Below are 17644 nucleotides of genomic sequence, written 5' to 3' on the forward strand. Positions count from 1 at the left end.
GCACCCTCTTTTTTGGTTGAAATGCAAAAATTACGTTTCAGAGCACTTCATTTAATCGAGTAAGCGCTCATACGACACAATTCGACACCCCCTTCTCTCACCACATGAAAAAGGGAACCCCGCTTATCGGAGTTCCCCTTCTTCCTTAATTGTCCTCGTCCTCTGCTAATTCATCACCAGTCTCATCGTCTTCTAAATCAACGTCGATTTGTTCCTCAGGATCATCCATATCTGCATCTGGATCTGTTTCGAGTGGCTCATCCATCGGCGACTCTTCATCTGGCGTTTGAGCTGGATCATCAATACCATTACCATCTTCCATAATTGGATCTTCTGGCGCTGGTTCTTCTTCAGCTGGTGCACATGCTGTAATTAACCCCACTGTCAAAACAGCAATTGTGATTGATTTTAACCATTTTTTCATCATATTGTGATACCTCCATGTTGGAAATTGTCTAGCTGTGTTGTAGTATTCACCTGCATTATCCACTATATTCATATTTGTACAAATTAATATGAATTCTCACCATCAGAAAATCGGTGCGCAAGGATGCTGAAATCGTTTGATTTTTAACTTCTCGCTGTTCTTTAAATAATGTGTGAAACCCCTTGATACGAATGGGTTTGTCTTATCAAGCGCGCAAAAAAGTCAAATCAAAGCCACTGAAAAGGAGTGTGTCCTTATTCAGTGGCTCATCATAGTCGCTCTTTCATTTCCCTATACTCTCATTAATGCCTCACATTGAGCGGACGGGACAGGCTTACTGAAATAATAGCCTTGGGCGTGCTTACACCCTTCGTCCTTTAATAATTGAAGCTGCTCCTCCGTTTCAACCCCTTCGCATATCACACTAACACCCAATGTTTTGGCCATACCGATGATCAACCTGACAATCGCATTTTTCGTTTGCGATGGTTCACCACGTACAAAGGATTGGTCGATTTTCAACGTATCAATCGGGAATAGGCTTAGCTGACTCAAGGAGGAGTAGCCAGTTCCAAAGTCATCTAATGAAACGTGAATACCCACTCCCTTTAAAACCCTTAACTTCTCACGAATATCGTCAACTTGTAGAGCAGCCGTATTTTCCGTTATTTCTAAGCACAAATAATCAGGCTCTAAATTGGAAAGCATTAGTGCCTTCTCGACTCGTTTGATAAAGTCAGGCTGTTTAAAAAAGGCTTTTGACACATTCACAGACACAACAAGCTCGCGGCCTGCGTCATGCCATTTCTTCCCTTGACTACAAGCTTGATTTAAGACCCATTCATCAATATGAGCAAGAATCCCCATCTCTTCCGCAATCGGTAGAAATACACCCGGAGCCATCACTCCGTGTGTAGGATGATTCCAGCGAACGAGCGCTTCGACTCCATATGGCTCTGATGTTTCTACATCAACCTGAAGCTGGTAAAAGACCTCGAGTTCATCGCTTTTCAACGCTTCAAATAATCCCTGTTCAAGAGCAAGCTCCTGTCCGACACGATCATTCATTGTCGTTCTATAATAAACATAATGATTGCGCCCTTCCATTTTTGCATGGAATAGAGCACTATCGGCATTTTGCAATAAAGTCGTCACGTCTCCTCCATTCTCAGGAAACGAGCTGACCCCCATACTAATCGTCACGATAAAGGAATGATTACCGATGGCAAAAGGCCTTTCGAAGGCACGGAAGATCTGTTCAATCATCTCTAGTGTTTTAGTATGAGTATAGTTCTTTAATAATATGATAAATTCATCACCGCTCACACGACTCACAATGCTCTCACCCACAATATGGCGTAAGCGTTGCGCTACTTGCAAGATAAGCTGATCACCCATTTCATAGCCATAATTTTTGTTGATCTTTTCAAAACGATCTAAGTCAAAGAAAAGGATGTCTAATCGACCGGATTCATGTTCTTCTTGCCTGATCGCACTTTCCGCAAGCACCATCAACATATGACGGTTAGGTAACTTCGTTAACTGATCATAGTTTGACAAATAGGTAAGCTTCTCTTCTTTCGCTTTCTTCTCTGAAATATCGCGCATTATACCAATATAATAACAAATTCCTGACTGCTGCTCGACCTTCGTAATCGACAACGCCGACCAAAAAGATTCTCCTTCGTGTCGCAAAAATCTAATGTCACCTGACCAACCTTCTCCAGTCATGACCGACTGAAATAGGCGTTCTACTGTTTGTCCATCATCAATCAAAACGTCACGAATAGGCTGATTTAAAACGTCATTGCAGGAAAAATGAGTCATTTGCTCAAACGCTGGATTCACAGCGATAATGCGCATATGATTATCGATTAACAGTACACCATCATTCATACAATGAACGAGCGTTTCTATATTCTTATCATTTTCGACAAAACGAGTAAAAGCTTGATTCATGAGTGGGCCTCTCCTTCATCATGACGTGAAATGAATCGTACTTTTCCGGCTATTGAATAGCAAAGGTCATATCAAGCTCCGCTGCCACTTCACCATCTACTGAAGCCACTGCATGTCCTTTTCCGATTGGGCCCTTCATACGAGTAATTTCAACCTCTAGTCTTAGTTGATCTCCCGGCTTCACTTGTTTCTTAAAGCGACACTTATCAATCCCGGCAAACATCGCTAATTTCCCTCTATTGGCTTCGACCTTCAAAATAGCAACTGCCCCAACTTGAGCAAGAGCTTCTACAATAAGCACTCCTGGCATAACAGGGTATTCTGGAAAATGTCCATTAAAAAACTCCTCATTTGCCGTTACATTTTTAATTCCTACAGCCTTCTGTCCCTCTTCTAATTCAACAATACGATCAATTAATAAAAAAGGATAACGATGTGGAATGATTTCTTTAATTTCTTCAACTGTAAGCAATAACCTCATCCCTTTCCAAGATGTTTTTTTCATATTATACCATAATTTTCATTTCCAATGCGAATCATTCAGGTCTATGAGAAACAGAAAAAGCCGAGGAAGCTACCTTCCTCGGATCATGTCCATTAGATAATACCATAAATCTGGCTTTAAAATTTCAGCTGGGTTGTCCCCGTCTCCGACAATACCAAAGCCAACCATCAGTCCAACGAGAAAGCTACCACCAATGAGCACGATCGAAAGAAAAATTCGTAGCCAAATTGGGATCATCCGCAAGCGCAGGCGTTTACGACGATATCTCTGTTTTGAGTGTTCATCATCATTTGTTTCGACCTGTTGTGCTGACTCATCGATCGCTTGAGAGCTTGTATTCTGTTCAACAGGTTCCTGTTGAACGATCGGCTCTTCCTTATTCGCTTCTTTCACGTTTTTAGTTGCCTTCTTTTCAGTCATCGTATACTCCCCAAATCTAAATCACGCTTATCTTCGGATTCCGTTTATTAGACCAGCCATATCATCTGCAATTGAAATCGACTGTCCGTTAAATTGAAAATGACGCTGTGCTTGAATGAGTTCATTCATCTCATTAGACAAATCCACATTTGAACCTTCCAATACCCCTTGCTGAACGAGTTGTGGTGTGATAGCGGCTGCTTCAATCACGTCAGCCTCATCAAATCCTAACTCACCCAAATTCGGAACAGCGTAACGATTATCACCAGTCGCAGTTAGGAGTTGTGGCTTTAACACACGAGTAAGTCCAATTTGGCCGACATCTTGCTGAGCACCATCCTCTAATGTTGCGACAAGCATTCCGTTACCCGCTAGTTCAAGAGATTGGAAGTTCTCAGGAACATTCATCCGTTCCCCTGTTGCACTAAGAACAAAGCTTCCATCAGATGTGACAATCGACCATTCACCGGGATTATCGACATTTTCCGTTAAGTAAAAAGCTCCATCACGAGTAAGCTGCTCTGTCACCTCTCCGCCGACAACCGCTTCAATTTGAAAAAAGACATCGCGCTCTGTCAAAGCAAAATCAAGCTCGCGCTCTGTTGTGAGTAGTGATCCTTGCTCTAAGCGTAGAGCTGTTTGTGCCAATCGTGCACCTGATCCAACTCTAATTCCATCAGGAGTTAGACGTCCTTCCTCCATTTGAAGGTTTGTCTGATTGTACACTTGTTGGAAAAGTAAATCAGAAAAGGTTGCTTCTCGACGTTTAAATCCATTTGTATTCACATTCGCCACGTTATTGGAGATCGTATCAATTTTTTTCTGTAATTGTCCCATCGTCACAGCGCCTGCAATCATTGATGTATTCATCCTCTAACCCCCTTATCCAATCCGTCCAACTTCATTCACTGCCTTTTCTAGGCTTTGGTCGTAAGCCTGCAAGACACGTTGATTCGCTTCAAATGCACGATAAGCTGTCATCATTTCCGTCATCGTTTGTCCTGCATCGACATTCGAGCGTTCCGTAAAGCCTTGCTGCAGCTGATACGCTATCTCATCATCGCCTACAACAGAAGGAAGCTCTCCCTCTTCTGTAAAGCGTAGTAGTCCATCGCCTTCCTTCACTAAAAGCATCGGGTCCTCTGCTACAACGACATTAATCTGTCCAACCTGATCTCCGGCTTCATTTGTGACGATTCCATTTGGTGTCACAATAAAGTTCTCGTTATCCACTTGAATTCGTTCACCATCGACATCAAGAACATAACGACCTTGCGCTGTTGTGAGAAAGCCTTCGCCATCAACTGTAAAATGACCGTTGCGACTATATCGAATCTCATCCTCATTATGTTCAATCGTATAAAATAAAGACATTTCACGTCCATCTTCATTCTCAGGTAGAACACCTTGTAATAACGCGATATCCGTCGCGTTCCCTGACTCGACTAAATCACCTTGCTTAAAATTAGGCATTCGTTCTTGGAGATACACGCCTGTCGTTAGCTCCCCGATCGGATATGAGCGTCTGCCCGGCATCGCTTGAGTATCGACTGCATGTAAGAGCATATTAGGAAATGAGCGTAATGATGCCTGATCTGCTTTAAAGCCTGGTGTATTTGCATTTGCCAAATTATTTGACAACATTTCTTGTCGATTTTGTTGAGCCACCATTCCAGCAGCCGCTCCATATAGTCCGCGAAGCATTGACATTCTCCCCCATTCTTTCTTATAAATGTATGTATTAAATCTGAATTTTTTTTGTTGACATACGATCTAAATTTTCTAAGATCATTCCAGTCCCTTTCGCTACACAATGCATAGGTTCATCAGCAACGAGAACAGGTACTTTTAACTGATCTGATAGAAGTTGGTCCATTCCGTGCAATAAAGCTCCTCCACCTGTTAAGATAACACCACGATCAATGATATCCGCCGAAAGCTCTGGTGGCGTTTGCTCAAGTACTTGCTTAGAAGCTTGTACAATATAATAAACAGATTCACGCAACGCTCCCTCTATCTCATTTGAGTTTATCGTAATTGTGCGCGGAAGTCCACTAACCATATCGCGTCCACGTATATCAATTTCTTCCTGTCGTGCACCTGGAAATACAGTAGCCACTTGTACTTTGATATTTTCAGCTGTACGTTCACCAATAAGTAGTTTGTATTTCTTCTTAATGAACGCAAGAATATCCATATCAAATCGATCACCTGCGATTTTGATAGAAGAGGCGGTGACGATATCTCCCATTGATAGAACTGCGACATCCGTTGTTCCACCGCCTATATCTACAACCATATTTCCACTTGGCTGAAAAATATCCATCCCTGCGCCAATCGCTGCGACCTTAGGCTCTTCTTCTAAATACACGTTTTTCCCGCCGCTCTTCTCAGCTGCTTCTCGGATTGCTTTCTGTTCAACTGATGTAATATTGGTTGGGCAGCAAATTAAAATGCGTGGTTTTGAAAAGAAGCTCTTGACGTTAATCTTAGCTAGAAAATGCTTAAGCATTGATTCTGTCATTTCAAAGTTAGCTATGACCCCATCTTTCATTGGGCGAAGTGCCACAATATTTCCTGGTGTACGTCCAACCATACGGAAAGCCTCTTCACCAACTGCAAGAACTCGTTTCGTTGTCGTATCAACTGCTACAACTGATGGTTCATTTAAAACAATTCCATTTCCTTTCACGTGTATTAACACATTTGCTGTACCTAAGTCTATCCCAATATCTCGACCAAACATTATTTTCGTTCCTCCCTATTCCGAACATAGAAATCGTATGTTTACTAATACGATGTACCTAATTGTTAATTTTATCATATAAATGTCGAAACGGGTGGAATTTTTTCAAAAATTAGTTAGGAGTTTGTACAGCAGATGGTTGATTGTCTTTTTCGGACTTTCGATACTTCACTTTCGTCGCCTCTCCGCCTCGCAGGTGGCGAATAGACTTGTGATACTCCAAAATTTCCTTCACTTCATTAGCTAGTTCTGGGTTGATTTCTGGTAAACGCTCTGTGAGGTCTTTGTGTACGGTACTTTTCGAGACTCCAAATTCTTTTGCGATTGTTCGAACTGTCTTTTTGGACTCGACCACATACCTACCTATCTTGATGGTTCGCTCTTTGATGTAATCGTGCACACGACTCGCCTCCCTAATTCAATCTTGGTGATTGGTACAGTTTATTAGCGAGGTAAAGGAGATATACCACCTTATTATAAGGACAGGCGCGAGTTTTCTAATAGGGGGGTTGTCTAAGGCTAACCATCAAGGGATAGCAACTTTCCAGATAGTCTGGAACCTCATTCCGCTATTTCACTCATAGAGCCTTTTTCGAGGAGTTTTCCTGAACCTCATTCCGCTATTTGACCGTTTGTGCGTCGCTTGGCACTTCTTTTGGCATAATAGCGGAATGGCGTTCCACTTCGCATGCTGAAACGGCGTGTTTCGCCCCATTAACGGAATGACGTTCCGTTTCATCATTACATCCACTCTAGACCGTTGTGAAAAGAGAGGACATGCGTTACTATAATTTTATATGTTCTTTCTCCATATTGACCTATCCACGATTTTACTCCACTAAAAGGATGTGCTTCCCTTGTCAAATTTTGATCAAGCTTTACACACGTGGCTCGAAAATCAAATAGCCGAAGAGAACAATCACAGAAGACGAGAATTCCTCATTAAAGGACTAGGCCATGGTACGATTAGATTTCTTCAAGACATTTGGTTCCCTACTTTTGGAAACTTTAATCATCTATATCCTGAATGGGAGGTGCGGGATTTCAACAATGGGTACCGTTACCTTGATCTCGCGTACAGACCTAGTCATCAAGCGAAAGGAGCGATTGAAATTCAAGGATATGGTCCCCACGCAAGAGACCTCGATGTAAGACGTTTTAAAGATCTGTGCTGGCGCCATTCATTATTAGCTCTCGATGGCTGGACACTTTTACCCATCGCTTACCTTTCCATTACGGATGAACCTCAACGCTGTCAACAACTGATCCTTGCTTTTATCGGTAAGTTCACTTCAATTGATGTTTCCCCACAATTATCTCGGCTTGAATCTGAAGTTGTCCGTTTTTCTCAACGCATCCTTCGTCCTCTTACTCCTCTAGAAGTTGCTCAGCACCTTCATATCAGTGATCGATATGCACGAATCATTTTGCATAAGCTAGTAGACAAACAAATACTAGCAGTTGCTAGTGGGAACCAGCGCGCTCGCACTTATGTACTCAAATGATAAGTCTTAACGGAACCTCATTCCTCTATTTCACCCATAGAGCCTTTTTTGAAGGCCTTTCCTGAACCTCATTACGCTATTTGATCGTTTGTGCGGCGCTTAGCTCTTCTTTTGGCATAATAGCGGAATAGCGTTCCACTTCGCATGCTGAAACGGCGTGTTTCGCCCCATTAGCGGAATGACGTTCCGTTTGGTATTCCAACACCACAAAAAAGTGTGACAAAAGGAATCATGTCCCTTTTATCACACTTTACACGTTGTATTAAGAATGAAGCTCATGAGATTCAGCTGATTCATCATTTGAATCTGATTCATCTTGATCATCTTCCGCTGGATCCTGTTCTTCTTCTTCTGCTTCTTTTTCATCTTCCTCTTGTTCCTTCGCAATATCCTCAATGGCATCAATTGGTTGATCAAACACATTGTTCGGATTAATCGCCATTTGATCTTGACGAATTTCAAAGTGTACATGGATACCAGCGTCTTTGTTATACACATTTCGACCAGCTGTTCCTAACACATCTCCCTGCTCGACTGTATCACCTTGCTCGACGTCTATATTCTCTAGACTGTGGTAATGTGTCACAACATCATCCTCATGTGAGATTTCGACAATGTAGCCAAGTAGTTCATCTTTTTCAGCACGAACAACCGTACCTGATAAAGCGGCAATGACATCGAAGCTCTCGCCATCAACATGAGCAAAATCCATTCCTTTATTTGGATAGTACTCATTATTATAATAGACAAGTGCTTCTTGTTGCTCCTCAGCCGTCGCATGAACGTCATAGAAGTAACCGACAATGTTCATTTCATGTTCATTTTCAAATGGCATCTGTACGCGCTCTGACATCGATGTAACCGGAAGGGCTTCTTCACCATATGGATTCTCATTTTGACTTACGCCATCAGCATCCATTCCGGTTTCAGGTGCGACTGTATCATCATTATTTTGTAGCATAAATACAGCGCTTAATACTAGAGCAGCAGCAGCTAAATAAAGTGCAGGAATAACCCAACGTTTACGTAAAATACTTCGAATATTCATTTTTGTTTCCTCATTATTAGAAGATCGATTGTTATCTTCTCTCATTTCTCATCACCTCAGCAACCATTGTGATCAGAATGAAGGATTTCTATACATATTTTTCGAAAAAATATTTTTTGTGCTTAGTATTTGAGAGTTTACATAGAATTATACATCTCATTTTGATTACTTTTTGCTTTGATATGAAAAAAGGTTTGTCCAAAAAAGAAGGACAAACCGGTAGGGAGGGGTATGCGTAACCGTTTCCCATTTTAAGAAACCTGATACGGTTTGGTCTTCTCGTATCAGGCGCGCATCGTGTAAAGCCATTGCTATTTTGTACAAAGGCACTGAAAAAGTCGATTTTACTTTTTCAGTGGCCTCGTTCTATCCTTCTTCAATCGTCTCATCATAAGGTCTCTCTTATTCCGCCTTTGCCGTTAGCTCTTGAACATACGGATCAACCATTTCAATCGTTACGCCTTGATAATAATGATTGACGATCTCCTCATAATCGCTTCCTTCCTTTGCCATGCCGTCAGCACCATACTGGCTCATCCCGACACCGTGTCCCCAACCGCGTGTTTGTACGACGATGTGGTTTCCTTCGCGACGCCATTGAAAATCAGAGGAATCGAGTCCGAGCTCCTCTCTTACGTATCTGCCTGATAATTCAGTACCGTTAATATTTACTTTCGCCACTCTACTTCCTTTTGTTCGTTCGGATATAACGCCAACTGATTGATCTTCAGGTAACGTAACTCCTAACCTCTGCTCAAATTCCTCCACCGTAAAAGTCGTTTCGGCTGTAAACCGTGGTGAACGTTGATCCCAAGGGCTTTCAACGCTTCTTAAATAAGGGATCTCATTTTCCCAATAGTCTTCTGAGTTTTCCGTATAGCCGTTACTAGTCGAAAAGAACATCGCATCAATTGGCTCGTCATCATACGTAAGCACCTGACCTTGCGTCGAGAGGACCGCCTCTTCAATTCGTTTCATGAAGTGTTCATACTCACTCCCCCACGCTTCTCTAAGCTCCTCTTCATCTTTATACACTTGATGCATAATCGTATCTGTAACCATAGCACCTTCAGGTAAATCAACATCTTGAGGTGCAAGCATATGTCTGACCATATAGGTTCTAGCTGTTAGAGCCTGTGCCTTCAGTGCCTCCATTTCAAAGGTTGCATTCATTTCAGAAGCGACAACTCCCATTACATAAATTTCGAGTGGTAACGTATCAATCACTTCTTGCTGACTGCGAAATACGGCAATGGAAACATCTTCTGACGGGTCATAATCCCATCCACTTTCTTTGTCTGTAGGGGCTGATTGCATCACATTGACATCTGGTGTTGGTGATACAACCACAACGAGCATCGTTGGTATGACGAGGATAACTGTGCAGAGAATAAGTGCTACAATGAGAATTCGTTTCATATTTAGTCCCCCAATGTGAAATTGTTCTAGGACAGTATATGAGGACGAAGCGTTAATTAGAAGCATCATTTATTAGAAAATTAAAAGGACACCAATAAAGTAAAAAAACTTTTTCAGTGCCCTCTTCTTTGTATGTAAGGCCCCGCTAGTTGGAGCCATTTCATTTAAACTAGGTTTGTATTTAACTGTAAGGACGATGGCGTTTCAACAGCTTCCGTTTCGGTTTCTACGACTTCAGTCACACGTTCAACATCAGCACCAAGGGCAATAAGCTTATCAGTTAAATCAACATATCCACGGTCAATGTGTTTAAGCTCCGTTACACGTGTCACTCCGTCAGCTACGAGTCCTGCTAACACAAGTGCCGCTCCAGCACGTAAATCAGTTGAGGCTACCTCTGCACCTTGTAGCTTACTTGGACCTGTCATAATCGCAGATCGACCTTCAATCTTAATATTCGCATTCATCCGACGGAATTCTTCGACATGCATAAAGCGATTTTCAAACACGGTTTCCGTAATGACGCCCGTACCGTTCGCTTGTAATAATAATGCCATCATTTGCGCTTGCATATCCGTTGGAAATCCAGGATGTGGCATTGTTTTAATATCAACTGGCTTTAGTTTCTTTGGACCAACAACTCGCAAGCCCTTTTCTTCTTCTGTAATTTTAACGCCCATTTCTTTCATCTTGGCAATTAGTGGACGTAGATGCTCTGATACAGCACCTTCAATTAGGATATTTCCACTTGTAATGGCGGCTGCTACCATAAAGGTACCTGCTTCAATACGATCCGGAATCACCGTGTGCTCGCAAGCAACCAATTCATCGACACCTTCAATACGGATTTCACCTGTACCTGCTCCGCGAACTTTTGCTCCCATTGCATTTAAGTAGTTCGCCAGGCAAACAATTTCAGGCTCTTCTGCTGCATTTTCGATTAATGTCACACCATTAGCTAATACAGCAGCCATCATAATGTTTTCAGTTGCTCCGACACTTGGGAAATCTAAATAAATGTTGGCACCTTGTAGTCTTCTATCAATCGATGCTTCAATAAAGCCATTTCCGATTTCAACTGTTGCTCCCATTGCTTCAAAGCCTTTAAGATGTTGATCAATCGGTCTTGATCCAATTGCACAACCACCTGGAAGGGCGATTCGCGCCTTCCCAACTCGTGCAAGTAACGGTCCCATTACTAGGAAAGATGCTCTCATTTTGCGAACATATTCAAAAGGCGCCTCTGTCTTTAATGTTTTTTCGGCATTTACGGAAAACACACCTTTATTATATTGAACATCTATATTTAAATTACTTAAAACTTCCTTCATCGTATATACATCTGCCAATTTTGGCGCATCATATATGTGGCTCGTGCCGCGGCCTGCTAAGATCGATGCAGCAATGACTGGTAAAACAGCATTCTTCGCTCCCTCTACCTTCACTGTACCGCGTAGCTCATTGCCACCCCGGACAATAATTTTTTCCAACGTATTCCCCTCCGCGTCTCTAAATTATAGTCTCTTCTCTATCATCAATATTCAGTCGTAATAATAGGCGTGCCAATTGTCACTCTTGTCCTAGCGCCCATTCCTTCTACATCACGAAGGGCGATTTGGACATTCATGTGCTCATTACCTGTCATAAGACCAGAACCCCATTCTGGCTGATACGCAGAGAGAGAGATAAACTGTTCCTCAACTAATTCTTCTACTGCTTGTGCATCTAAATGTTCTAACCATTCATACGCTTGTGTTTGTATATTCGTTGTGTTCGTTCGTTCCTTTTCTTTAATTGCGCGCAATTGAACATAGGCTTCCCCTTCATCTAAGCCCAATTCGGTAATGCGTTGCTCGACTATTTCATTTAAATCATATTCAGTAATCAGATCATTTGCTTGTATTTGGTACGATATGATACGATTACGTTCGTTGCTTTCGGGCGATATAGGATGCATATTAATGCGGATAGCTTCCTTTACAGGTCGTTTATCATCTTCATATGTATACAAAGCACTCCAATCCGTCCCTGTCATATCAAGATCTTGTCGAACCCAATTTTTATTTGATTGAAATAATTGTTCCAAGTCATGCATAAAATCATCCTCTGATGTAAAAGGTAACAATCGTTGGTCCCTCACCCGAATGTGCCACTCTTCCACCTCAAGATCGACGTCATGTACAAATTGATAAAACTGAGTTAACGGTTCTTGATAGTCAAGTACATCCTCTTGTGCACCGTACACATGAACATACCCTGCCGCAAATAAAAGTAAACCTGCTATAATTATTAGTCGCCATAAAGCCATTTGTTCTCCTCCCCAAGAAAACATGATTTAGTATCATTTTTACCAGGAGAGTGCGTTCAATACATGGAAGTTGTAGTCATCTCTCGACAAATTGCTTATTCCCATATGTATCGGAGCATTTGTGAAGAGTACATATAATCTAAAAAGAATTGACTAACTAACTGAGCAATGGCAATCGTGACGATTATCATAAGAACCTTCGCTCTTGGTCCTTCGGGATCTTTGACAAACAAATCAAATCGAAAAGATTGTAATGCCCACCATGTAACGGCTATAAAGAACACATTAATGACGATGGCTAACATTGCTTGTTGACCAAATCCTTCAAGCATAGAAACGACCCCTTTTCTTTGATCTTATCTCTATCCCATTTATTTTAGGTTACTTGTCAACATGACACAACCTTCTCCATCTTAACGGAAACAAAAAAAAAAATCTATAGGTATATAAATCTAATTAAACTTGGCTACACACAGGTAAAACGCTTACATATCAATGGTTCAAGCGACTTTTTATCTAATTAGACAAAAATAAAACTTGTATGGTTTCTTGACATTCTATTCACATTTTACAAAATTTTAAATTAATTTATTTACAGAAGATTAATGAGAAGGTTTCAGCAGATAGAAAGAAACATCCAGATTCCAAACAAAAAAAAGGCGCCACTCACGGCGCCTTTATTCTTACTTATTTGAAGCGACATCCAAACGGTTACTTGCTCGGCGTAGGGCGAGCTCAGCACGTTTGAAATCAATTTCATCTTTTTTGTTTGTTTCAATCCGTTGCTCGGCACGCTTCTTAGCTTCCTGTGCACGATCAACATCAATCCCTGAAGGCAACTCAGCTGCCTCTGCCAAAATCGTGACCTGATCGGGGCGAACTTCAACAAATCCACCACTCACAGCTACTTTTTCTACAGTGGTGCCTTTTTTCAAGCGCACTGCTCCAACTGTTAATGGAGCAACCAACGGGATGTGACGTGGTAAAATGCCAAGCTCGCCTTCAATCGTGCGAACACTTACCATATCTACATCTCCGTCATACACTTTGCCATCAGGAGTAACAACACTAACATTAATTTGCATGTGGAACCCTCCTTACTAGCATTGAGCGGAGTACATCAAAGGGCTCTGAAAAAGATGATTCATACTTTTTCAGCGGCCTCATACGCCCCCTCTTTTAGTGTTACGCCATTTCCTTCGCTTTTTCAACAACTTCCTCAATACGACCAACAAGACGGAATGCATCCTCTGGAAGATCATCATACTTGCCAGACATGATCTCTTTAAAGCCTTTGATCGTTTCTTTAACTGGTACGTATGAACCTTGCTGTCCTGTGAACTGCTCGGCTACGTGGAAGTTTTGCGACAAGAAGAATTGAACACGACGTGCACGGTGTACAATAAGCTTATCTTCCTCAGAAAGCTCATCCATACCGAGAATCGCAATGATATCTTGTAATTCTTTATACTTTTGTAATGTTGATTGCACTTGACGAGCTATCTCATAGTGCTCTTCTCCAACAATTTCAGGAGAAAGCGCACGTGATGTAGACGCTAATGGATCAACGGCTGGGTAAATACCCATTTCTGATAATTTACGCTCTAGGTTTGTCGTTGCATCTAAGTGAGCAAACGTCGTCGCTGGAGCTGGATCTGTATAGTCATCGGCTGGTACATAAATGGCTTGGATCGATGTAACAGAACCGACTTTCGTTGATGTAATACGCTCTTGAAGCTGACCCATCTCCGTTGCAAGTGTTGGTTGGTAACCAACGGCAGAAGGCATACGACCTAAAAGAGCCGACACTTCCGAACCTGCTTGAGTGAAACGGAAAATGTTATCAACGAACAATAATACATCTTGTCCATCTTGATCACGGAAATGCTCAGCCATTGTCAAACCAGATAGTGCAACACGCATACGTGCACCTGGTGGCTCATTCATTTGGCCGAACACCATCGCCGTTTTATTAATAACACCAGAATCCGTCATTTCATGGTAAAGGTCGTTCCCTTCACGAGTACGCTCCCCTACACCTGCGAATACGGAAATCCCCCCGTGCTCTTGGGCAATGTTATTAATTAACTCTTGGATTAAAACCGTCTTACCAACCCCGGCTCCTCCAAATAAACCGATCTTACCACCTTTAATGTATGGAGCAAGAAGATCAACAACTTTAATTCCTGTTTCAAGAATTTCTGTTTTTGTCGATAACTCCTCAAATTGTGGTGCTTCACGGTGAATCGGATCACGTTTTACATCAGCAGCGATTGGCTCATCTAAATCAATCGCCTCACCTAATACATTAAATACACGTCCTAATGTCGCTTCACCAACTGGTACGGAAATCGGAGCGCCCGTATCAACTGCAGCTGTACCACGAACAAGTCCGTCTGTTGAATCCATGGCAACAGTACGTACGGTATTATCACCAAGATGAATCGCAACTTCTAACGTTACGCTTACATCAACCGCATTTATATCCGAACCTTTTTGCTCAACACGTAAAGCATTATATATTTCAGGTAACTGCCCGTCGTCAAATTTCACGTCGACAACCGGACCCATTACTTGAGTAATGCGACCACTATTCATAGTTTTTTCCATCCCTTCTAATAGCTACTACGCTATGTTTTTCGGATATCCTTATGTTCTTATGTTTCTTGTTTGTTTTGGTGCAATGCCCTTTATGCTTTTTGCGGATAGAGGGAGCCCTTCTAATGGCTATTACACCATGTTTTTGATATCCTTTTGTTCTTGTGTTTCTTGTTTGTTTTGGTGCAATCCCTTTATGCTTTTTTTGCGGATAGAGGGAGCCCTTCTAATGGCTATTACACCATGTTTTTCGGATATCCTTATGTTCTTGTGTTTCTCTTTGATTGCTTGGTTTTATTCTAACGCGGCAGCTCCACCGACGATCTCGGTGATCTCTTGTGTGATTGCTGCTTGGCGTGCTCGGTTATAGATTAACGTTAAATCATCGATGAGAGCCGTTGCATTGTCAGTTGCAGAGCTCATTGCTGTCATACGGGCACCAAATTCACTCGCTTTGGCATCAAGCAAAGCACCGAAAATGAGGCTTTCTGCATATTGTGGCAATAGCTGCTCTAAAATGACTTGCTCAGATGGCTCATATTCGTAAGCCGCGTTACCTGATTGATTGTCCTCAGCTAGATCCGTTAATGGCAACAGCTTCGTTTCTGTTACTTCTTGTGTGATGGGGCTAACAAAATGGTTATACCAAATGTATAGCTCATCAAACAAGCCATCAGCAAACATGTCGACCGTTGTCTTCGCCAAGCTTTTAATTTCATTAAACTCAGGCTGATCTGATAAACCGACAATCTCTTGAATAATCGGTAAGTTACGCTTTTTGAATAAGTCGCGACCGATACGTCCCATTACGACAATACCGTACTCATCAGGTGATTTATGACGTTCACTTATCTTTTGGAGAAGGGCACGTGTTAAAGAAGCATTGTAACCACCCGCTAACCCACGGTCAGACGTAATAATAATATAGCCAGTCTTCTTCACAGGACGCTCCTCAAGCATCGGATGAGATATCTCTGTTTCGGAAGAAGCAATACTCGCAACAACCTCACGAATCTTTTCCGTATATGGTAGGAACGCTTGAGCATTATGCTGGGCACGGTTTAGCTTCGCAGCTGAAACCATCTGCATCGCCTTCGTAATTTGCTTCGTCTTTTTTGTTGACGTAATACGCCCTTTTATATCTCTCATTGAAGCCATTTCACTCACCACCTTTTTGAAAAATCAAGTGTTTCGATTACTTGCTCGCTGAAAATGTCTTTTTAAACTCCTCTATCGCTGCGTTAAACTCACCAGCTTCAGGAAGATTTCCAGTCGTACGAATGCTATCAAGGAGCTCTTTTTTGTTATGGTCAAAGTATGTAAATAGCTCTGACTCAAAACGTAGAACATCTTCTACTGGAATATCATCTAGGAATCCGTTAATAAGCGCATAAATAATCGTTACTTGCTTCTCAACAGGAAGTGGCTCATGTAAATTTTGCTTTAACACTTCAACTGTACGTTGACCACGGTTAAGCTTTGCTTGAGTCGCACTGTCAAGATCTGAACCGAATTGAGCAAATGCTTCTAGTTCACGATACGCCGCTAAATCTAGACGTAGCGTACCTGCAACCTTTTTCATCGCTTTAATTTGAGCAGAGCCCCCAACACGCGATACCGATAAACCGGCATTAACCGCAGGACGAACCCCAGAATAGAATAAGTCTGATTGTAAGAAAATTTGTCCGTCAGTAATTGAAATAACGTTTGTCGGAATGTATGCAGATACGTCACCAGCTTGCGTTTCAATGAAAGGAAGAGCTGTGATTGAGCCACCACCCTTTGCATCACTTAGCTTCGCTGCACGTTCTAGCAAACGTGAATGTAAGTAGAATACATCCCCTGGGAATGCCTCACGACCTGGAGGACGACGTAACAATAGGGAAAGCTCACGATAAGCAGAAGCTTGCTTTGTTAAATCATCATAGATCACAAGAACATGCTTACCGTTATACATGAATTCTTCACCCATCGAAACACCTGTATAAGGTGCTAGGTATAACATCGGCGCTGGATCAGATGCACCAGCAGATACAACGATTGTGTAATCTAGTGCGCCCTTTTGACGAAGTGTTTCAACAACACCTGCTACCGTTGATTCCTTTTGACCAATTGCAACGTAAATACAAATCATATCTTCGTTTTTCTGGTTAATAATCGTATCAATTGCAATCGCTGTTTTACCTGTTTGACGGTCACCGATAATTAACTCACGTTGACCACGACCGATCGGAACCATTGAGTCGATTGATTTAATACCTGTTTGAAGTGGCTCATGTACTGATTTACGGTCCATAACTCCAGGTGCTTTACTTTCAATCGGACGAGTCTTAGACGTTTCAATTGGCCCAAGTCCATCAACTGGTTGACCTAATGGATTCACGACACGACCAAGAAGTTCTTCCCCAACAGGCACTTCCATAATACGTCCTGTACGTTTGACCTCATCACCTTCACGAATGTCTGTGTAAGGCCCAAGGATAATAATCCCGATATTATTCTCCTCAAGGTTCTGAGCCATCCCCATAACCCCGTTTGAGAACTCAAGAAGCTCACCAGCCATAGCATTTTCAAGACCATGAGCAAGTGCGATACCGTCACCGACACGGATTACTGTACCGACATCTTGTACTTGAACATCAGACTGAAACTGTTCAATCTGCTGTTTTATAAGAGAGCTAATTTCCTCTGGTTTGATGCTCATTTCAT

18 protein-coding genes are annotated in these 17644 nt (G+C 42.0%); 1 reads left to right on the forward strand and 17 read right to left on the reverse strand.

Translation table 11 applies throughout. The features are described from left to right. Positions 1 to 145: 145 nt before the first annotated feature. The 8 genes from ACERJO_RS12795 to spoIIID form a co-directional block, all read right to left on the reverse strand. Positions 146 to 427, reverse strand: a complete 282-nt coding sequence (locus tag ACERJO_RS12795) for a hypothetical protein (protein WP_373647738.1) — start codon at positions 425 to 427, stop codon at positions 146 to 148. 291 nt (positions 428 to 718) lie between these two features. Further along, entirely contained in the window at positions 719 to 2386 is a 1668-nt protein-coding gene (locus ACERJO_RS12800) for a putative bifunctional diguanylate cyclase/phosphodiesterase (protein ID WP_373647739.1), read from the reverse strand. 49 nt (positions 2387 to 2435) lie between these two features. Then, positions 2436 to 2858, reverse strand: a complete 423-nt coding sequence (gene fabZ / locus ACERJO_RS12805; RefSeq protein ID WP_035344752.1) for a 3-hydroxyacyl-ACP dehydratase FabZ — start codon at positions 2856 to 2858, stop codon at positions 2436 to 2438. 102 nt (positions 2859 to 2960) lie between these two features. Next, positions 2961 to 3311: a DNA-directed RNA polymerase subunit beta gene (locus ACERJO_RS12810; RefSeq protein ID WP_247102190.1), complete on the reverse strand. Its 351-nt coding sequence runs from the start codon at positions 3309 to 3311 to the stop codon at positions 2961 to 2963. 27 nt (positions 3312 to 3338) lie between these two features. Beyond that, positions 3339 to 4181 carry a flagellar hook-basal body protein gene (locus ACERJO_RS12815; protein WP_373647740.1) on the reverse strand — a complete coding sequence of 281 codons (843 nt, stop codon included), beginning with the start codon at positions 4179 to 4181 and terminating at the stop codon, positions 3339 to 3341. Positions 4182 to 4193: 12 nt separating this feature from the next. Beyond that, positions 4194 to 5015 carry a flagellar hook-basal body protein gene (locus tag ACERJO_RS12820; protein ID WP_373647742.1) on the reverse strand — a complete coding sequence of 274 codons (822 nt, stop codon included), beginning with the start codon at positions 5013 to 5015 and terminating at the stop codon, positions 4194 to 4196. Between the two features lie 37 nt (positions 5016 to 5052). Beyond that, positions 5053 to 6057, reverse strand: coding sequence for a rod shape-determining protein (mreB, locus tag ACERJO_RS12825; protein WP_373647743.1), 1005 nt, complete (start codon positions 6055 to 6057; stop codon positions 5053 to 5055). 112 nt (positions 6058 to 6169) lie between these two features. Next, complete coding sequence (gene spoIIID / locus ACERJO_RS12830; protein WP_035344741.1) at positions 6170 to 6457, reverse strand: sporulation transcriptional regulator SpoIIID; 288 nt, start codon at positions 6455 to 6457, stop codon at positions 6170 to 6172. A 457-nt stretch (positions 6458 to 6914) separates the two neighbouring features. On the opposite strand from spoIIID, the gene ACERJO_RS12835 reads away from it, so the two are divergent. Beyond that, complete coding sequence (locus ACERJO_RS12835; RefSeq protein ID WP_373647744.1) at positions 6915 to 7562, forward strand: transcriptional regulator; 648 nt, start codon at positions 6915 to 6917, stop codon at positions 7560 to 7562. Between the two features lie 262 nt (positions 7563 to 7824). Here ACERJO_RS12835 and spoIIQ read toward each other — a convergent pair whose 3' ends face one another. The 9 genes from spoIIQ to atpA form a co-directional block, all read right to left on the reverse strand. Further along, complete coding sequence (gene spoIIQ, locus ACERJO_RS12840) at positions 7825 to 8655, reverse strand: stage II sporulation protein SpoIIQ (protein WP_373647745.1); 831 nt, start codon at positions 8653 to 8655, stop codon at positions 7825 to 7827. A gap of 357 nt (positions 8656 to 9012) precedes the next feature. Next, entirely contained in the window at positions 9013 to 10029 is a 1017-nt protein-coding gene (gene spoIID / locus ACERJO_RS12845; RefSeq protein ID WP_247102173.1) for a stage II sporulation protein D, read from the reverse strand. Between the two features lie 164 nt (positions 10030 to 10193). Continuing rightward, on the reverse strand, positions 10194 to 11519 hold the full coding sequence (murA, locus tag ACERJO_RS12850) for a UDP-N-acetylglucosamine 1-carboxyvinyltransferase (protein ID WP_373647746.1): 1326 nt from the start codon (positions 11517 to 11519) through the stop codon (positions 10194 to 10196). A 44-nt stretch (positions 11520 to 11563) separates the two neighbouring features. Then, positions 11564 to 12337: a YwmB family TATA-box binding protein gene (locus ACERJO_RS12855; protein WP_373647747.1), complete on the reverse strand. Its 774-nt coding sequence runs from the start codon at positions 12335 to 12337 to the stop codon at positions 11564 to 11566. A 95-nt stretch (positions 12338 to 12432) separates the two neighbouring features. After that, a complete protein-coding gene (locus ACERJO_RS12860) occupies positions 12433 to 12669 on the reverse strand; it encodes a DUF1146 family protein (RefSeq protein WP_247102145.1) in 237 nt (78 codons plus the stop codon). A 351-nt stretch (positions 12670 to 13020) separates the two neighbouring features. After that, positions 13021 to 13422: a F0F1 ATP synthase subunit epsilon gene (locus ACERJO_RS12865; RefSeq protein ID WP_247102143.1), complete on the reverse strand. Its 402-nt coding sequence runs from the start codon at positions 13420 to 13422 to the stop codon at positions 13021 to 13023. 100 nt (positions 13423 to 13522) lie between these two features. Continuing rightward, positions 13523 to 14935: a F0F1 ATP synthase subunit beta gene (gene atpD / locus ACERJO_RS12870; protein WP_247103080.1), complete on the reverse strand. Its 1413-nt coding sequence runs from the start codon at positions 14933 to 14935 to the stop codon at positions 13523 to 13525. A gap of 294 nt (positions 14936 to 15229) precedes the next feature. Beyond that, entirely contained in the window at positions 15230 to 16093 is an 864-nt protein-coding gene (gene atpG, locus ACERJO_RS12875; RefSeq protein WP_247102141.1) for an ATP synthase F1 subunit gamma, read from the reverse strand. 37 nt (positions 16094 to 16130) lie between these two features. Next, entirely contained in the window at positions 16131 to 17639 is a 1509-nt protein-coding gene (atpA, locus tag ACERJO_RS12880; RefSeq protein WP_373647748.1) for a F0F1 ATP synthase subunit alpha, read from the reverse strand. Positions 17640 to 17644 lie beyond the last annotated feature (5 nt).

This window comes from Halalkalibacter sp. AB-rgal2 (assembly GCF_041821005.1).
In the GTDB taxonomy this organism is placed as follows: Bacteria; Bacillota; Bacilli; order Bacillales; family Bacillaceae_D; genus Halalkalibacter.

What these genes read in the sequence shown, in the direction of transcription:
- atpD (WP_247103080.1), bottom strand. Translation starts at nt 14,935, where the DNA reads ATGAATAGTGGTCGCATTACTCAAGTAATGGGTCCGGTTGTCGACGTG.
- spoIIQ (WP_373647745.1), bottom strand. Translation starts at nt 8,655, where the DNA reads ATGAGAGAAGATAACAATCGATCTTCTAATAATGAGGAAACAAAAATG.
- ACERJO_RS12860 (WP_247102145.1), bottom strand. Translation starts at nt 12,669, where the DNA reads ATGCTTGAAGGATTTGGTCAACAAGCAATGTTAGCCATCGTCATTAAT.
- mreB (WP_373647743.1), bottom strand. Translation starts at nt 6,057, where the DNA reads ATGTTTGGTCGAGATATTGGGATAGACTTAGGTACAGCAAATGTGTTA.
- ACERJO_RS12855 (WP_373647747.1), bottom strand. Translation starts at nt 12,337, where the DNA reads ATGGCTTTATGGCGACTAATAATTATAGCAGGTTTACTTTTATTTGCG.
- ACERJO_RS12865 (WP_247102143.1), bottom strand. Translation starts at nt 13,422, where the DNA reads ATGCAAATTAATGTTAGTGTTGTTACTCCTGATGGCAAAGTGTATGAC.
- spoIID (WP_247102173.1), bottom strand. Translation starts at nt 10,029, where the DNA reads ATGAAACGAATTCTCATTGTAGCACTTATTCTCTGCACAGTTATCCTC.
- atpA (WP_373647748.1), bottom strand. Translation starts at nt 17,639, where the DNA reads ATGAGCATCAAACCAGAGGAAATTAGCTCTCTTATAAAACAGCAGATT.
- ACERJO_RS12795 (WP_373647738.1), bottom strand. Translation starts at nt 427, where the DNA reads ATGATGAAAAAATGGTTAAAATCAATCACAATTGCTGTTTTGACAGTG.
- ACERJO_RS12800 (WP_373647739.1), bottom strand. Translation starts at nt 2,386, where the DNA reads ATGAATCAAGCTTTTACTCGTTTTGTCGAAAATGATAAGAATATAGAA.
- atpG (WP_247102141.1), bottom strand. Translation starts at nt 16,093, where the DNA reads ATGGCTTCAATGAGAGATATAAAAGGGCGTATTACGTCAACAAAAAAG.
- ACERJO_RS12820 (WP_373647742.1), bottom strand. Translation starts at nt 5,015, where the DNA reads ATGCTTCGCGGACTATATGGAGCGGCTGCTGGAATGGTGGCTCAACAA.
- ACERJO_RS12815 (WP_373647740.1), bottom strand. Translation starts at nt 4,181, where the DNA reads ATGAATACATCAATGATTGCAGGCGCTGTGACGATGGGACAATTACAG.
- ACERJO_RS12810 (WP_247102190.1), bottom strand. Translation starts at nt 3,311, where the DNA reads ATGACTGAAAAGAAGGCAACTAAAAACGTGAAAGAAGCGAATAAGGAA.